At 57.8% G+C, this 16,601-nt stretch carries 13 protein-coding genes and 4 pseudogenes; 12 read left to right on the top strand and 5 right to left on the bottom strand.

Features of this window, described 5'->3' with window-relative positions; genetic code table 11:
- Together NKH99_RS30730 and NKH99_RS30725 are read left to right on the top strand one after the other, a co-directional pair.
- On the top strand, nucleotides 1–369 hold a 369-nt coding region (locus NKH99_RS30730), incomplete at its 5' end, for an IS66 family transposase (protein ID WP_353017598.1).
- 106 nt (nucleotides 370–475) lie between these two features.
- Nucleotides 476–730 (top strand): annotated as a pseudogene (locus NKH99_RS30725) (IS110 family transposase); the annotation flags it as partial.
- A 20-nt stretch (nucleotides 731–750) separates the two neighbouring features.
- Here the strand turns inward: NKH99_RS30725 and NKH99_RS32860 are convergent.
- Nucleotides 751–1,002, bottom strand: a pseudogene (locus NKH99_RS32860) (IS110 family RNA-guided transposase); the annotation flags it as partial.
- A gap of 701 nt (nucleotides 1,003–1,703) precedes the next feature.
- Here NKH99_RS32860 and NKH99_RS30720 point away from each other — a divergent pair.
- The 8 genes from NKH99_RS30720 (at nucleotide 1,704) to NKH99_RS30685 (ending at nucleotide 10,656) form a co-directional block, all read left to right on the top strand.
- Entirely contained in the window at nucleotides 1,704–2,741 is a 1,038-nt protein-coding gene (locus tag NKH99_RS30720) for a transporter substrate-binding domain-containing protein (protein WP_353017596.1), read from the top strand.
- Between the two features lie 47 nt (nucleotides 2,742–2,788).
- Entirely contained in the window at nucleotides 2,789–3,997 is a 1,209-nt protein-coding gene (locus tag NKH99_RS30715; RefSeq protein WP_353017594.1) for an ABC transporter permease subunit, read from the top strand.
- A complete protein-coding gene (locus tag NKH99_RS30710) occupies nucleotides 3,997–4,968 on the top strand; it encodes an amino acid ABC transporter permease (protein WP_353017592.1) in 972 nt (323 codons plus the stop codon). The genes NKH99_RS30715 and NKH99_RS30710 overlap by 1 nt, the downstream gene beginning before the upstream one ends.
- The gene (locus tag NKH99_RS30705) at nucleotides 4,968–5,750 is read left to right on the top strand and encodes an amino acid ABC transporter ATP-binding protein (RefSeq protein WP_353017591.1); all 783 of its coding nucleotides are present in this window, start codon (nucleotides 4,968–4,970) and stop codon (nucleotides 5,748–5,750) included. Before NKH99_RS30710 ends, NKH99_RS30705 begins: the two co-directional genes overlap by 1 nt.
- Before the next feature lie 253 nt (nucleotides 5,751–6,003).
- Nucleotides 6,004–6,975, top strand: a complete 972-nt coding sequence (locus tag NKH99_RS30700; protein ID WP_353017589.1) for an asparaginase — start codon at nucleotides 6,004–6,006, stop codon at nucleotides 6,973–6,975.
- A gap of 132 nt (nucleotides 6,976–7,107) precedes the next feature.
- Nucleotides 7,108–8,562 carry a M20/M25/M40 family metallo-hydrolase gene (locus tag NKH99_RS30695; RefSeq protein WP_353017587.1) on the top strand — a complete coding sequence of 485 codons (1,455 nt, stop codon included), beginning with the start codon at nucleotides 7,108–7,110 and terminating at the stop codon, nucleotides 8,560–8,562.
- 54 nt (nucleotides 8,563–8,616) lie between these two features.
- The gene (locus tag NKH99_RS30690; protein ID WP_353017585.1) at nucleotides 8,617–9,990 is read left to right on the top strand and encodes an amidohydrolase family protein; all 1,374 of its coding nucleotides are present in this window, start codon (nucleotides 8,617–8,619) and stop codon (nucleotides 9,988–9,990) included.
- Between the two features lie 519 nt (nucleotides 9,991–10,509).
- Nucleotides 10,510–10,656, top strand: coding sequence for a hypothetical protein (locus NKH99_RS30685; protein WP_353017583.1), 147 nt, complete (start codon nucleotides 10,510–10,512; stop codon nucleotides 10,654–10,656).
- Nucleotides 10,657–10,803: 147 nt separating this feature from the next.
- Here NKH99_RS30685 and NKH99_RS30680 read toward each other — a convergent pair.
- A pseudogene (locus NKH99_RS30680) lies at nucleotides 10,804–11,163 on the bottom strand (ATP-binding protein); the annotation flags it as partial.
- Between the two features lie 56 nt (nucleotides 11,164–11,219).
- Nucleotides 11,220–11,678, bottom strand: a pseudogene (locus NKH99_RS32855) (recombinase family protein); the annotation flags it as partial.
- Between NKH99_RS32855 and NKH99_RS30670 the strand changes: the two are divergent.
- Together NKH99_RS30670 and NKH99_RS30665 are read left to right on the top strand one after the other, a co-directional pair.
- On the top strand, nucleotides 11,647–12,042 hold the full coding sequence (locus tag NKH99_RS30670; RefSeq protein WP_353017581.1) for a DUF4158 domain-containing protein: 396 nt from the start codon (nucleotides 11,647–11,649) through the stop codon (nucleotides 12,040–12,042). The pseudogene NKH99_RS32855 and the gene NKH99_RS30670 sit on opposite strands and share 32 nt — an antisense overlap.
- Before the next feature lie 104 nt (nucleotides 12,043–12,146).
- Entirely contained in the window at nucleotides 12,147–13,283 is a 1,137-nt protein-coding gene (locus NKH99_RS30665; RefSeq protein WP_353017579.1) for a hypothetical protein, read from the top strand.
- On the opposite strand, the gene ectB is transcribed toward NKH99_RS30665, so the two are convergent.
- Nucleotides 13,255–14,592 (bottom strand): diaminobutyrate--2-oxoglutarate transaminase, encoded by a 1,338-nt coding sequence (ectB, locus tag NKH99_RS30660; protein ID WP_353017577.1) that lies wholly within the window; start codon nucleotides 14,590–14,592, stop codon nucleotides 13,255–13,257. The genes NKH99_RS30665 and ectB overlap by 29 nt on opposite strands.
- Before the next feature lie 817 nt (nucleotides 14,593–15,409).
- Nucleotides 15,410–16,525, bottom strand: coding sequence for an alanine dehydrogenase (gene ald, locus NKH99_RS30655; RefSeq protein WP_353017575.1), 1,116 nt, complete (start codon nucleotides 16,523–16,525; stop codon nucleotides 15,410–15,412).
- Between the last annotated feature and the right edge of the window lie 76 nt (nucleotides 16,526–16,601).

Below are 16,601 nucleotides of genomic sequence, written 5' to 3'. Positions count from 1 at the left end.
TGGCTCGACGACATCGCCCCAAAAGTCTTGCCGGACAGCAAGCTCGGCGACGCCGTCTCCTACACCCTGAACCAATGGGGATATCTGACTCGTTACACCGAGGACGGCAGCATGCCGATCGACAACAATCTTCTCGAGCGTGACATCAGAATCTTTGCCACTGGCCGGAAAAGTTGGCTGTTCAGCGATACCGTCGACGGAGCCAGGGCCAGCGCCGTCATCTACAGCCTGATGTTGACCTGCCGCGCCTGTGGCGTCGAGCCGTTAGCGTGGCTGCGCCACGTCCTCACTGAACTACCTCAGCGCCCCGAGAACGCAGCCATCGAGGATCTGCTGCCCTTCAACTTCGCCAAAGCAACAGCAGTCTGATCAGACCAGATACCGTTCCCAATTCGAAGGCCATCCGTCGAAAGCGCCGGCGTCAACGTGCAGGGAAAATCGCGCTTACGAATCATCCAACAAGGAGAGGGCATCCATGAAGGAAGTTAGCATTATCGCCGTTGACCTGGCAAAGCAGGCTTTTCAGGTTCATGGCGCCGCGGCTGAGGGGTCGGTTGTCTTTCGCAAGAAGCTGTCGCGTTCGCAGTTTCTGGCGTTCCTGAGCCGGCAGCCGGCCTGCCTCGTGGCCATGGAAGCTTGCGCGACGTCGCACTACTGGGGACGCGAGATCATGAAGCTGGGGCACACCGTCCGGCTGATCCCGCCAATTTACGTGAAGCCCTTCGTGAAGTTATGGTCAGGTGAGCATATCTTCACGAACGGGCGCACATATTGCGGCGCGATCAGCTTGACTGCATGGCCCAGCTTCACCAACTCGCGCGCCCAGTAATGGGCGCTGCCGCAGGCTTCCATAACAACAAGTGCCGGTGGCTGCTCTGACATGAACCTGAAGAACTGCCCGCGAGACAGTTTCTTGCGGTACTTCACATCGCCTGTCATCGACGCCCCGTGTAGCTGGAAAACATTCTTTGCCAGATCCACTCCGATCAACGTATCCTTCATCCGCCGTCCTCTCTGTTCTGTGGCTTACACCACATCACCTTGGCACATTGCGATGCCGTTAGGGGAGGACGGCAACCACCCCATCTGCCAAGCGACAGCCGCCTTCGGTACAGCTAATGAACGAATATGCGAAGCTGGTCCTGGGTGACCCTCACGCTTGGTAGGCAGTTGCCGCAACGTGCCACGTCGGCGGATACCTATTGATTGAAAACCGGCCGGGCGGTGTGGAACTGCCCGTGTCCTCTGCCCTTAAGAATTCGGCGGTGACTCGTTCGACCAAGCTCCGCTCGGTCATGTCTCTGAGCGCGTTCCATACCCTCAGCACCTCAGGCGAGGCAATAGCCTGACCGGCCGACCTGGATGGATTAGAACACGGCCAGCGATCTGCTCAGCCGATGGTAAATCTCTTTAGCGCTCTGTTCGCAAACAGCATCCGTGCTCTCTCTTGGACGAACACGTTTCAATAGCGGATTCGTGAATTACGGACGCGCGTGGCGGTACTGTGATGGTTCTGACGAGAAAGCCGGGAAACTACCCGATTGTGGCACAAATTATCAAAAAACGAAAAGATCAATACCTATAAATGATAACGCGTATGGACATTCTCGGGCGGCTATGACTTCCTTAAGGGGCACTTTGATGTCGCTATAAAGTGCGACCTCAAAAAACTGGGCCTATTAATCAGAACCAGGGGAACTCACATGCGTCTAACATCCTCTATCGCGTATCTATCCGCCGCGCTCGCCCTCGCCGGGGCAGCAGCCACATCGGCGCACGCTTCCGTACTTGACAACGTCAAACAACGCGGCGTGCTGAATTGCGGGACTGACAACACAACCCCGGGGTTTGGTTATCTCAATCCGAAAACCTCCAAGATGGAGGGAGTGGACGTTGATCTGTGTCGTGCTACTGCGGCCGCTGTGCTCGGCGACCCTGACAAGGTCAACTTCGTCGTCGTTACCGATAAGAGCCGCTTCAACGCGGTTCAGACAGGCCAGGTGGACATCGTCTATGCACATACCTCTGTATTTGCGTCCCGCGCGGCGGCGCTTGCAGTCGACTTTCTTCCCCCGTACTTTTTCGATGGTGGTGGGGTCATGGTGACGGCCGCGTCCGGTGTAAAATCAATCGGCGATCTCTCCGGCGCAGCAATCTGCACCACGCAAGGGTCCGGCAGCGAAGCTACAATCGCCCAGGAGATTAAGGCTCGTAATATTGCGAACACCAAAATCCTGACGTTTGACAGCAATGAGAAGCTCTTCTCTGCACTGACCAGCGGGCGGTGCAATGCGATGTTCACCGACAAGTCGGCGCTTGCCGCCTGGCGCGGCAACTCACCGAAGCCCAATGAATATCTAATTCTGCCCGAGACCCTGGGGGCGGCTCCATTCGCTGGTATCGTCGTTCAGAACGATCCGGAGTGGCGAAAGCTGATGACCTGGACGCTGTATGCTCTGTTTCAGGCAGAGGAATGGGGCATCACCAGTGCGAACTTGAGCGAGATGAAGAAGTTGCCTGATCCCGCGATTCAAAAGTTCCTCGGTGTAAACGGCGGGTTCGGCGCGGACTTCCATGTTTCGGATAGCTTTATCTCAGACATGATCAAAGGCGTCGGCAATTTCGGCGAGATCTATGATCGGTCGCTGGGACCTAAGACGCCGCTCTATCTTGAACGTGACAAGACACCAAACGCGCTCTCGAAGAATGGCGGTCTCTTGTACTCGATACTGTGGCTCTGAACGCTGCCACACGATGCCAAACGTTTGTTGCCCAGAGCCGTAAACTGATGAACAACCTTACGCAAGTGCGGCTTGAGCCGGTTGCGTCGCCCTCCGGGGGGCGGCGGCGCGCCGCGCGAATCCGCCACCAAATGATCCACGCCAGCGTCGTGGTTGCCGCAATTGCGATCGTTGCCTTCGCAGGTGTAGCAATCCAGCAAAGTCTGGCAGAGCGCGGGATCGCCTTCAGTTTTGGCTACCTTTCGCGGCCTTCGCAATTCAATGTCAGTGAGGGCTTCGCAACTGCCTGGAACGGATGGTGGCCCGCATTTTCGATCGTAACTTCTGAGTCTACAAACCTCCAGATGCTGACTGCAGGGTTGTTCAACTCAATCAAAGTGGCGTTACTCGCTATCATCTTCTCTACTGTCATCGGAGTGATCTTTGGCATTGCTCGCCTGTCGACGAACTGGCTGATACGACAGCTCGCCTTCATTGTCGTGGAGTTCGTCCGCAACACTCCCCTGCTGATACAGGTGGTATTTTGGTACTTCGCCTTCTTCCTACGGCTGCCGCCCGTCACAGATGCCGCGAATGTTGAGAAGTGGTTTGTCTTCGGGCAATCAGGTCTGTTTTTGCCCGTGCCGCACATATCCGACGGGGTAGCGCCAGTCTCCTTCGTTTTCGTTGCCGTGGCGATAGGCTTGATGTTCGTCGCTTGTTGGCCACGTCTCTCATCGGGTCGTCGTTGGGCCTTGCTTGGCGCAGGTATCGTGACTGCCGGTGCAGCCTACGCAACCGGCTTTCGCATTGACATGGCATTGCCCGTTGTTGGGCGCTTCGGCGCTGTTGGCGGAATACAGCTCTCACCCGAGATGTCGGCAATTCTGATTGCCGTCATCGTCAACAGCGCGGCGTATATTGCAGAAATTGTTCGCGGCGCCATTGAAGGATTGCCCAAAGGGCAGTGGGAGGCCGCCGCCGCGATCGGGCTATCCCGCAGAGACACGATCCGAGATGTGATCCTTCCCCAGGTTTTCAGGATTATTCTGCCCTCCCTTGCAAACCGTTATATCAGCTTGACGAAGGATACGTCTCTGGGGATCGCGATCGGTTTTCCCGATCTCTTCAACGTAAGCGGCACAGTGGCCAATCAATCGGGCCACAGTATCGAGACAGTGTTGATCGTCATGGCGGTCTATCTGTTGCTGAGCTGGGTTATTAGCGCCTTCATCAACTTCTTGAATGGGCGGGTTGTTCTGGATGGGCCGCGGTAATGAGAAAATCGTATCTGTGGATTCGACGGAACCTGTTTGAAAATCGTTTTGATTCCGTTTTGTCGATACTCGTCCTCGCGTTAGTCGTTTGGCTGACAGTACGACTTTTGGGATGGGCATTTTGGGATGCACATTGGGTTGGCATCTATGAGAGCCGACGCCTTCTACTGGTTGGCCTATATCCGCGGGAAGAGATATGGCGAACCTGGTTGATGTTGGCCATTCTTTGCACGGCGATTGGCGCCGTCATGGTGCGAAAACTGCGTCGCTTTACCGTTGCTATTTTGCTGACAGCTTGCGCGGCCGCCGTCCTTGTATTGGCCCCCCCCGGGCTTGATAGGTGGGGTGGCCTCCTGCTCAGCCTGATGCTGGCAATCGTTGTTTCAGCTGCGTCCTTGCCGCTTGGCATCCTGCTCGCGTTTGGCCGGACCAGTCGCAACCCAAGTCTAAGAGCCTGCTGCGCTGGCTATATTGAAGTGATGCGGTCAGTTCCCTTGATTCTGGTTGTCTACTGGATCTGGATAACGGTGCCTCTGTTCCTGCCTGACACGTCGATCTCTTCTCTCGTGCGAGGCATGATCGGCTATACTGTCTTCAATGCCGCTTATGTGGCCGAGTTTGTGCGAAGCGGCATTCAAGCCGTGCCTCGCGCCCAGCGGGAGGCAGCGCAGTCCCTAGGGATGTCAAACTGGACAGTTTCAACCGAGATCGTGTTGCCACAAGCCATCCGGGTCGTGCAGCCTGCTCTAGTCGGTAACGTCCTCGATGTTTTTAATGGCGCGACACTTGTTTTCATCATTGGGCTTACAGACTTCTTGCGCGCGGGACAGATGATCCTGGCTGACCCAGCATCAAGCGGCGCGATCAATGAAGTATACGTGTTTATGTTTGCCGTTTACTTTCTCATCGGCTCGGCAATTACATTTGGAGCTCGGCGGATGGAAGCTCGCATGCAGAGGAGTACCCGTTAATGCTCACGCAATCAAGCGAATCTCATCCGACGATCGTAACGTTCACGAACGTTAACAAGTTCTACGGTTCATTCCAGGCCTTATCGAATATCAGTCTCTCTGTGACTGCGGGGGAGGTGGTAGTCCTCATCGGTGCCAGCGGCTCTGGCAAGTCTACGCTCATCCGGTGTGTCAACGGACTGGAAACCTATGAAAACGGCACCTTGGTGGTCGACGGGTTCTCGATGCCGACCACGGAGGATTTCGATTTCGGGGGTGCCAAGGCACTGCACCAGATTAGGCGCGGCGTGGGAATGGTGTTTCAACAATTCAACCTATTCCCCCACAAGACCGTGCTGGAAAACATCACGCTTGCACCGATCCGGGTGCGCCGCAAATCTCGCGCCGAGGCGGAGGCTGTCGGCCTGCGGTTGCTCGAGCGTGTTGGTCTGGGAAATCAGGCACAAAAGTACCCTGGGCAGCTGTCCGGCGGCCAGCAACAGCGCGTTGCTATCGCCAGATCATTGGCGATGGAACCTCACGTCATGCTGTTTGACGAACCTACGTCCGCGCTCGATCCCGAATTGGTGGGAGAGGTGCTCGACGTCATGCGCGAGCTGCGGAATGAGGGCATGACGATGATGATCGTCACACATGAAATGGCCTTCGCTCGCGAGGTCGCTGATCGTGTCATCTACATGGATCGGGGAGCGATTGTAGAGGTGGGTCAACCGGAGCAAATCTTTGACGAACCGAGAAACGAGCGCACCCGGACTTTCTTATCGCGTGTTTTGAAGCACTAAGAACCAGCGCCACGCCGCCGCCCATGCGTCAAAGGCAGAGCATAACGAGTCAAGACCGCAGCTCGCCGCGGGCCACGCAACGGTGGCTGACCGGGACTAGACGTGTCGATGAACTTAAGTCGAGCGCAGCCTTACGCAGCGAACTCGGCTGGTCGCACAGGTACTAGTTAACGCAGCTTAGGCTGCCATTTGGTGTTTGATCGGCCAGTTCAGAACTTTCTGTACTGGACGGACCCCCTTGGGATTGAAAAGAATGGAAACGCACCACGGGAATGTCGTCATACTGGCTACAGGCGGTTCAATCGCGCAGACTTCGCCAAGCGACCCGACGTTGACGGGCGAGGCGTTGCTGGATGCCATTCCCGAACTACGACATAGGTTTAATGTTCTGGTAGAGCAGATCGCTCAGGTGTCTAGTCCTGACATCACAGCGGAACACTGGCTGGAACTGGCAAGGCGCATAAATAGAGCCGTTGCAGATGAGAAGGTCCAGGGCGTCGTGGTGACGCATGGCACCGACACGCTCGAGGAGACGGCCTTTTTCCTCAATCTCACTGTCAAGAGCGATAAGCCTGTCGTCGTCGTCGGAGCTATGCGCAGACCCTATGCGCTTGGCGCAGATGGGGCAGCCAACCTCCACGACGCCGTAGTTCTAGCCAGTTGTCGAGAGGTGATGGGTAGGGGTGTGCTCGTCGTCCTGAATTCTGAAATTCATTCGGCGCGAGATGTCACGAAGACAACCTTCAATCTCGATGCTTTCAAATCACCCGATTTTGGGCCCATCGGCCAGATGGTGAATGGCCGGCCGGTTTTTTACCGGAGATCGGAACGCAAGCATACGCTGTGGAGCGCCTTCCCGCTCGACCTGCCTCGCTTACCTGCGGTCGCGATTGCTTACAGCTACGTCGGCGTGACGCCTGATGTGCTGGAAGGAATTGCGGCGTCTGACTATGAAGGCGTCGTTTGGGCTGGAACCGGCAGCGGGAGCCTTCCCAAGGCAATCAGACCGGCAGCAAGAGCGGTTGTGCAGAAGGGATTGGCATTTGTCCGCTCTTCACGCGTGCACTGCAGCTACATCAAGCGCAACGATGAGGTAGACGACGATGCCCATGGGTTCATCACCGGAGACTCTCTCAGCCCACAGAAAGCACGCATCCTGTTGATGCTTTCTCTTAGCCAGACAAACGACCCTGTGAAGATCCAGAGCTTTTTCGACACCCACTAAAGAGACACCTCGTTTCGACGCGGAAGAGCCGCAAGGCGATCAATGTCGATGCGTCGCATGCGAGCTTAGACGGCTCAACCGACTTGGCGGAAGCACAAGGCGCACTACGCTTTTGAAAAGAAAGGCAAATACGTGTCATCTACGGAACAGTCACCCGCCGCGCATGTGCCGGAGGCAAAGCGGTTGCTTCTTAAAAGCGTCTTGAGCTACGCGGATGCCAATGTCAGCGCCAGTTTAGACCGGCTGTTTCAGTTATTGCGCATACCGTCGGTCTCGTGCGATCCGCGTTATGCTCCCCAGTGCCAAGAGGCGGCATCATGGCTGACATACGAGCTTGGGAGCATTGGATTTGACGCATCTGTTCGGCAGACGACTGGCCACCCGGTCGTTGTCGCGCACCAAAAACAAGCGATCGGCCCCCACGTTTTGTTCTACGGGCACTATGATGTTCAACCAGTTGAGCCACTCGAGAAATGGGACGCAGATCCATTTGATCCAAGGCTGAAGGTGCAGCCCAGTGGCGATAGCCAGATTATCGCGCGTGGCGCCTCGGACGACAAGGGCCAGCTTCTGACCTTCGTCGAAGCGTGCCGCGCGTGGAAAACTGTGACTGGAGGTCTGCCTATCAGCGTTTCCATGTTCTTCGAGGGGGAGGAAGAGAGCGGCAGTCCCAGCATGGATAAATTTTTGGATCAAGCTGGCGACGAGCTGCACGCCGACCTCATGCTGCTTTGTGACACCTATCTGTGGAATGACGCGGTTCCGGCAGTCACTGTCATGTTTCGAGGATTGCTCGAAGAAGAAATCGAAATCACCTGTGCCAATCGCGACTTGCATTCGGGCGCCTACGGCAATGCCGCTCGTAACCCTATCCAGGTCCTTGCTGAATTGATCGCCAGCTTAAGGAGCAAGAGTGGGGCAGTGGCAATTGAAGGATTCTATGACGACGTCACAGAACCAGATGAAGAGCTTAAGTCCGAGCTGAAAAAGCTCCGCTTCGATGCCGACATGTTCCTACAGAACGTAGGTCTGTCGCAGGCTGCCGGCGATGAGGCGTATTCAGTTCTGGAGCAGGTTTGGACTCGCCCGTCATGCCAAATCAATGGCATTGCAGGTGGATATTATGGGGACGGCTTGAAAACGATCATCCCGTCGAAGGCCGTCGCCAAGGTATCTTTCCGGCTCGTTGCAGGACAGGATCCGGAAAAAATTCAAGCGAAGTTTCACGAGCACATTCGCGCGAGAATGCCCGTCGACTGCACTGTGAAGTTCACCGGACTTGGTGGAAGCAAAGCATCGGTTATTCCTTCAAACAGCCAATACCTGCGGCGCGCCCGCGCTGCTTTGAAAGATGAATGGAACTGCGAATCCGTGCTCATCGGCTCTGGTGGCTCAATTCCGATCGTCAGCGTTATGCAGAGCCGACTGTCCATCGATTCTTTGCCGATCGGCTTCGCGCGCTCTGACAATCGCCACCATAGCCCGAACGAAAAGTACGATCTCTCCAGTTTCCACAAGGGGATTCGGTCATGGATCAGGATCCTGGCAGAACTTTCCGGTGGCGAGAGCAATAAGTCTGAACTCTAAGATCGATTTCATTCGGCGGATGAACGGCCTCCACAATCACTATTGGAGAACGAAATGAACAGCAAAGCAGCTCAAGATCTGGACCATCTGGGGCCCTTCTTTTCTAAACAACACCCTGAGTTCCTAAAGATTTTCGAGGCGGTCAATGAGCTGCCGATTGACGACGCACATTGTCATCTTGTCACCGATCGTGAACCGGCGATGACCTCGAAGCGTTTCCTGGAGCGGATGTCGTTGGCAGCAATGGACACTGTGCCCGCCTACTTCCCCGCCGGTATCTACGATAAATGGCTCAGTGGCGATGACGCCGTACGGCATGATCTCAACAAGCAGTTCGGCATCCAGGAAAAAATAGACGGGATCATTGGTGACATTTCCCAAAGCATCTTTGTGAAGTTCCTCGTCAAAGAGATGGCACAGTTCTTAAGCTGTGAACCAGATCTCGAGGCCGTCATCGAGGCCAGGAACGCACGCACTCAAAATTATTGGGGCTACGTCAGAAGTCTGCTGCAAGACGTTAAATATGAGAACGTCATGGTTGATACCGGCTATTGCGAAGGCGCTTCGATGGCGGAGATCAACCGATATGATGACGAGATTCGGCCCTGCCGAATGAATAGGCTCGCCCGGATCGAGATGGTCCAGAAGGAGCTCTTTCCTCTCGAAATTTCGTTCGATGACTACGAGCAGCGATACATGGCTCGTCTGTTGGAACTGCTCGACGGCAACGGAAATTACGGCAAGAAGTCCTATGGGATGAAATCCTATCTTCTCCCCTACATCGGATTGATCGAACCTCTTCACGACAGGGAAATTGCTCGGACATCCTGGCAGGCACTAAGGGAATCGTACCACAAGATCCCAACGATGGACCGCCAGTCCGAATACAACTTGTCCAAGGATCTCCGTCGACACAATTTTACGCTTGCTCTTGAAGAATGCCTCAGACGCGACATTCCCATGCAGATCCACGCGGGCGACGGTGAGGCCCCATCCGTGATCCTTCGCAACCAAGACCCGTTCTATCTTGAGGAAGTCTGCCGGTTTGATCGCGACGGCGTCATGCGAATGCCGAAGATTATCCCGCTTCACGCGGGTTATCCCTCGGTTGGCAAAGCCGCCTGGCTCAGCCACCTTTACCCGAACTGCTATTTCGAACTGTCGATCATGACGCCGTTCGTGCACCAGAATTTGTTTCAGCGATATATGCAAGTGATGGAGGTCGTTCCGCTGTCCAAGATCCTGTATGCGAGCGACGCATTTCACGTTCCTGATCTCTATTGGCTGGCCGGCCGCTGGGGTAAGCGATACCTTGCGAAAGCGCTGACTGAGTATGTCGTAGGGGGAAGCTTGGACTTTGACGAAGCAATCGAGGGCGCGCGAATGATTCTCTATAAGAACAACAGGTCGTTGTACAAACTCGACTAAGCTTCCGAACGCCGGGCTAATCACGTCAGCGTAGCACCCGCGGCATTCGCTGCTGGATGATCAATCTGATGAACTTGACAGATGATGAGGCTCGAAGGCAGACCTTGCTCGATAGCTGGAGCGCGGCTTAACGCTACAGGGCGAAGCCGCGAGAAGGCCAGATCCGGTAAATCGCAGTCGATGGGTTATCCATCCCCAACACTCGTCTCGGGCTCGCCTTTGCATGGCGCCGTCGTGACACAGACGATCACCTCGACACACTGGTCAGTAGTTGCTGACGTTTATAAGAAGCCGCAGCCGGTTCGTGCAGGCCGAAGAGGCTCAATGATCGGAATAAATGAGGTCAAATAACGATAGGTAACGTAGACGGAACCGCCATTTCGAATATGCTCCGATCATCGCTATCGGCATTGGCAATTGCTTCGATCATTGCGAGGCGGCCGAGGGGGCAGTTCAGTTTTGCCCAGATATGGAAGTGGCTAGCTCCGCCTGCAGCGTGGCTGGCAGTCGGAGATTTAAATGAAGCAGCACTACGATGTTGAGGCGGTAAGGAAGTTGTTCCCTGTCGTCGAGAAGATGACCTACCTCGACTCTGGCTTCCAGACGCGGATGTCAACGCCCGTCAAGCACGCTCTCGAAGCATTCGTTTTTAAACGAAAGCTGTAAATCACCACGGAATCGGGACCCTGGTTGTTCGCGCAAAAGGGGACCCCGGTTGAGGGGTATTGAAGGGCACCTCCGTTAGCGCCCGATCAGACGAAGCTGGTCGGGGTTGCACAGCCTGATCGGGTGCGGCTGATTAGCTCTTCGACTTCAGCTTTGAGAGCGGTTCTTGAAGCGCCAGGACTCGTTTCCGGTAGGCCATTCGCCGAAGGCGAGATTGGTGGTGATGATGATCGAGGTGCGCTCGTAAAGCTTCGAGACCAGATGGAAGAGCAACTGCCCGCCGGCCTGGGCGAAGGGGAGATATCCGAGTTCGTCGAAGACGACGAAGTCGAGCCGGGTGAGATGGTCGGCAATACGACCCTGGCGGCCGGAGCGGGTTTCGGTCTCGAGCCTGTTGACCAGATCGACGACATTGAAGAAGCGCCCGCGCATGAGGGAGCGGGCAAGATGCGACTTTCCGGTGCCGGTGCCGCCGACCAGAAAGACGTTGCGCTGATCGGCCACGAAGGCGTCGTTGTGTCGATCGCCTCGGTCAGCGAACGGAACCCGGGACCCGTCGCCTCGATGTTCCCCATCAGGTGCAGCAAGTCCTTAAGGCTGCGCGACAATCGGTCGAGCTTCCAGGTCACGACGACATCGCCGTCGCGGAGCTGGCCGATCGTTTCCTGGACCTTGGGCCGGTCCCATCGGCCGCCACTGGCGGCTTCCTCGAACATGCGATTGCAACCCGCGACCTTGAGCGCGCGCAGCTGCGCAGCGTTCGACTGGTCGTCGCCCTTCGATACGGGGGCATAGCCGATGAGATAGGGTGCGGAGCTCAATCCGGTCCTTTCGCAAACGGCCGTCTGCGGAAGCCGATCGGCCACAACGGCCAGCTGCGGCTCCAAGCCTTTCACAATCCTCTTGCAAAGCTGCACCGAAAGGCAAGTGGTTTTTGAAGGGATGATCAATGCCCGCACGCATTTCGATGACCGATCCTGAGCGACCCAGTTGGCGCTGCCCGACACCGAGGCGATGGTCATTCGCCATCACAGTTTGGATGCGAACGACCTCGCTGCCGTCAACAGCGCCCGCACACCAGAGACGCGGCTCGGCTACGCGTTGCAACTCTGCTGCCTGCGTTATCCGGGGCGCCACCTTCGTCGCGGCGAATTGCTTCCCGCTATTATGCTCGATCACATCGCCGAGCAGATCGCGGTCGATGCCGAGGTGATCACCGGCTTCGCGCGGCGCATGCCCACACGGTACGACCAACTGCTCGCCATCAAGGCGCGTTTCGGCTTCATCGATCTCAGCAAAGCCGGTACGTGCAACGCTTCGCGCGTGGCTGGAGGGGGAAGGTGTAGGCCTGACCGACGGGCGCGTTCTGTTGAACAGGTTCCTTGAGGAACTCCGTGCCCACAAAATCGTCATCTCCCGCATCAGCCTCGTCGAGCGCATGGCGGCCGAGGCGATGCATGCGGCCGAGAACCGGGTCATCGCTGGTATCGATGAGTGTCTCGACACGGCGACCAACGACCGACTGGATGCGCTCGTCGCCGAGAAGACTCACGATCGGCAAACTCGGTTCTCCTGGCTGCGAGAATCCCGCCCCGCGCGTCGGCTCCGCTTGGCTTGTCGACATCCTCGACAAGATAGAGCTCGTTCGCGGCACTGGCGCGAATGCCGTTGTCACCGACGGGCGGTACGAATCGCGACTGGCGCAGTTTGCGCGCGAAGGCACCCGCTACACCGCGCAGGCTTTCCAGCAGACGGGGCCGGCGCCGCGACGTGTCATTCTCGTGGCGACGCTGCGGGAGATCGAGGCCACGCTGACCGACGCGGCGATCGGCATGTTCGGCTCGCTCATCGGGCGCGCGCATCTGCGTGCCCGCAAGCGGATCGAGCAGACAATCGCGGCCTCTGCCGACCAGGGTCGTGACCGGCTGATCCGTGTCGCCGGGGTGTTGGAGGCAGTCAGCAAGGCCGCGCGTGCCGGTGGTGATATTGCCGCAGCGGTCGCGGCAGTCGCCTCGCCCGACACGATCGACGCCGACGCTGTTCTCATCCGGCGAACTACCAGACCGGGGCGAGGCAATGCGATCAGCGAGATCGCGCCGGAACATCGAGCGTTCAAACGGTCAGGGCCACGCTTCCTGAGGGCGTTCTCGTTCGAGGGGCGCAACGGTACCGCACCGCTCCGCGCGGGTATCTGGGTGCCAACTTCTCGACTGCACCGCTCGCTGGATACGCTGCTCGCACCGAGCGCGGACGCGACCCCGTCGCAGATCGGCCAGATTTCCGATCCCCATGCGTGGCTCGACGCGCGAGCGGCCGAACTCGACGCCGCGCTGCTCGGCGTATCGCGAGGTCTGCCCAACGGCGATCCTGCGCTGTTCACCGGCGACCGACTGCGCTTTCCGAAGGAACCGAAGACCGATCTTGCCGAACGTGACGATGGCAGGCGGCTTGCCCTGAACTACTACGGACTTGTGCCGACGACGCGCATCACCGATGTCTTGTCGCAGGTCGAGCGCTGGACCGGCTTCACCGCCCACTTCGGCATGTCTCGACCGGCAGCCCATAAAATACCGATAAGGCTCCCTACGCTGGAAGAGGTCAGCAATCGCGTGCCCTCTTCCGGCTGAGTTTAGCCATGCCCTGTCCCAAGCTGCCGATCACGCTTTCAATCGCGTCCTTGAGGATGTCGAGACCTTGGCTAAGCTGATCCTCGCCAATGACAAGAGGTGGCAGACACTTCACCACCTCGTTATGGGCACCAGCGGTCTCGACAATGAGGCCCTTTTGGAAGGCAGTCCTGATGACCTGACCGGCAACCTCGCCAGACTTCAGATCGATGCCTCGCATCATGCCACGGCCTTTAACTGACACACGACTCGGGTCGTACTTCTGCGCGATCTGCTCAAGGCGGTTTTTCAGCAGATTGCCTTTCTCCTCGACGGACGCCGCAAAGCTGTCTGTCCGCCAGAAGTGCTCAAGGGCTGCCCGGGCGGTCACGAAAGCATGGCAATTGCCGCGGAACGTGCCGTTGTGTTCTCCGGGCGCCCACTTGTCGAGTTGTCGGTCAATTAGGACGATGGCCATTGGCAAGCCATAGCCCGATATCGATTTGGCCATCGTGACGATGTCCGGACGGAGACCCGAAGCTTCGAAGCTGAAAAATGCATCGGTCCGGCCAACTCCCGCCTGAATGTCATCGACGATCAGCAGTGCTCCATGTCTGCGCGCAATGACCGCCACCTTGCGCAGCCACTCCGTGCCGGCGACATTCAGGCCGCCTTCGCCCTGAACTGTCTCGACAATCACTGCCGCCGGCGCGTCTACGCCGCTGGAGGGGTCCGAGAGCAGGCGATCAAGGTAATCGGCCGTGTCTACAGTGGACCCAAGATAGCCGTCATAGGGTAGCCGGCTCACGCCGCCGAGCAGCTGGCCGGCGGCAGCGCGGTGATATCGGTTACCGGTGCAGGAGAGAGCGCCAAGGCTCGCGCCATGAAAGCCATTGGTGAACGCTATGACGTTGGCCCGACCGGTGATCTTGCGCGCTAGCTTGAGGGCGGCCTCGACCGCGTTGGTGCCGGTCGGACCGGGAAACTGTACGACGTAGTCTAGTTGTCGCGGCCTAAGGATCGTCTCGTGGAATTCCTGCAGAAAAGATTCCTTGGCTTCATTATACAGATCGAGGCTATGGGTGATGCCGTCGCCCGCAATGTAATCTGCGAGCGCGGACTTCAGCGCAGGGGGGTTGTGCCCATAGTTTAAACTTGAACAGCCCATGAGAAAGTCGAGATAAGCTGTGCCATCTCGCGCAAACAGCTGAGCTCCCCGTGCCCTCGCGAAAACGACGGGAAAGCTGCGAGCGTAGCTGCGCACTTCGGACTCAAGATGGTTGAAGATCGCAAATTCGTCCCCGCCATCTGGTGCACTTTGGACAATCATCGTTGCTTCCTCGTTTGAAAATTGACTTGGAAGACCCACGGGAACGGTTGTGGGGGTAAGGGAGCGTTCGATGGGCCGCCCAAGCGCATTTTGCGTAGCTTAGATTGCACAGCAATTCCAAATGCAGACCGTGGAGCGGTCGCTCGGCCGCGGGTAGGCCGACAACCAACCAACCACCTCACCACGCAGGTGACGGCGAAATCACTGCAAGCAGCAGCTCGTAATACAGCAAGTTGCGGTCTAGTTGCGGACACTTCGCGATTATTTCCCATACATCGGCTGCATTAATCTCCGCCGGTCTTCGGAATGTCATTCGCGGCAACTGGACGTTGCGCGGCTCCGAGAAGCTCTGGCTATAAGTGACCATCCGAATCCTCCCAGGCGAACACCAGTGCGTGTCGCGTTTCACGAAGAGGACTCCTCAAAAGTCATGCCAATTGCGCACTCCAGAGCCTTAGAAATATTTTTCTGAGTTTTGCACAATGACTTGACCCGGAGCGCAGCAGGCACCCAGGCCGAAAACGTGTCGCGGATTCGACAGACACGACAGTAAGTGTTGGTTGCCCGACGTTTTCTCAGGAATGGCGACGGGGTTTAACAACGGGACTGGTAGCGGATCATCTTGCGACTGAGGACGGAGCAGGCTCGCCGCTCCGACAGGCGTTCAGCTTCATCGTCGACCAGCGTGTCGCGCCGACGAGCTTCACCGCGGACATTGACGGAAAGGGGAGGGGAGGACGCCTCTGGCCAATCGGCGGCAAAAAACCCGCCGGAACGAACCGGCGGGCGAGACGGGAGGAAACGGTTGTAACTGGAATCAGGCGGCCAGCACGGCCTTCGGCTCGACCAGCTCGTAGCCGAGCGCTTCGGCCACTGCGCGATTCGTGATCTTGCCCTTGTGGACGTTCAGCCCGTTGCGCAGATGGTGGTCGTCTACCAGCGCCTTGAGGCCCTTGTCGGCGAGCTGCAGGCCATAATGCAGCGTCGCATTGTTGAGCGCGTGGGCCGAGGTGACCGGCACCGCACCCGGCATGTTGGCGACGCAATAGTGGATGACGCCATCGACCTCATAGGTCGGCTCGGCATGGGTGGTGGCGTGCGAGGTCTCGAAGCAGCCGCCCTGGTCGATGGCGACGTCGACCAGCACGGCGCCTTTCTTCATGCCCGACAGCATTTCGCGCGTCACCAGCTTGGGCGCTGCTGCCCCCGGGATCAGCACGGCGCCGACGACGATGTCAGCCGAAAAACATTCTTCCTCCAGCGCCTCGACGGTCGAGTAGCGGGTGTGGACGCGGCCGCCAAAGATGTCGTCGAGCTGACGCAGGCGCGGGATCGAGCGGTCAATGATGGTGACGTCGGCGCCAAGCCCGGCCGCCATCCGTGCAGCATGCAGGCCGACGACGCCGCCGCCGAGCACAGTAACTTTGCCGGGGAGCACGCCGGGCACCCCGCCAAGTAGCACGCCGCGGCCACCATTGGCCTTTTGCAGCGCCGTTGCGCCCGCCTGGATCGACAGGCGGCCGGCGACTTCCGACATCGGTGCTAGCAGCGGCAGACCGCCGCGCTCGTCGGTGACCGTCTCGTAGGCTATCGCGGTCACGCCGGAGGCCAGCAGGCCCTTGGTCTGCTCCGGATCCGGGGCAAGATGCAGATAGGTATAGAGGATCTGGCCGTCGCGGAGCTGAACCCATTCGTTGGGCTGCGGCTCCTTGACCTTCACGATCATGCCGGACTTGGCAAACACGTCGGCGGCCGTCTTGGCGATCGTGGCGCCGGCGGCGCGATACGCGTTGTCATCGGCGCCGATGCCTGCACCGGCGCCGGTCTCGACCAGCACCTCGTGGCCATGAGCGACATATTCGCGGACCGAGCCCGGCGTCAGCCCGACGCGGTATTCGTGATTTTTGATTTCCTTGGGGCAGCCGACGCGCATTTTCTTCTCCTGATCCAGGCCCTTTTGGGCTCACTCCCTGTATTGGTGGAGTGAACCATGAATCGCTGCGCAGGTG

Origin of the sequence: Mesorhizobium sp. M0854 (assembly GCF_040319815.1) — a bacterium.
Taxonomy (GTDB): Bacteria; Pseudomonadota; Alphaproteobacteria; order Rhizobiales; family Rhizobiaceae; genus Mesorhizobium.
Note: the sequence above shows the minus strand (reverse complement) of the source record. Positions and strands in the feature narration are given on the sequence as shown.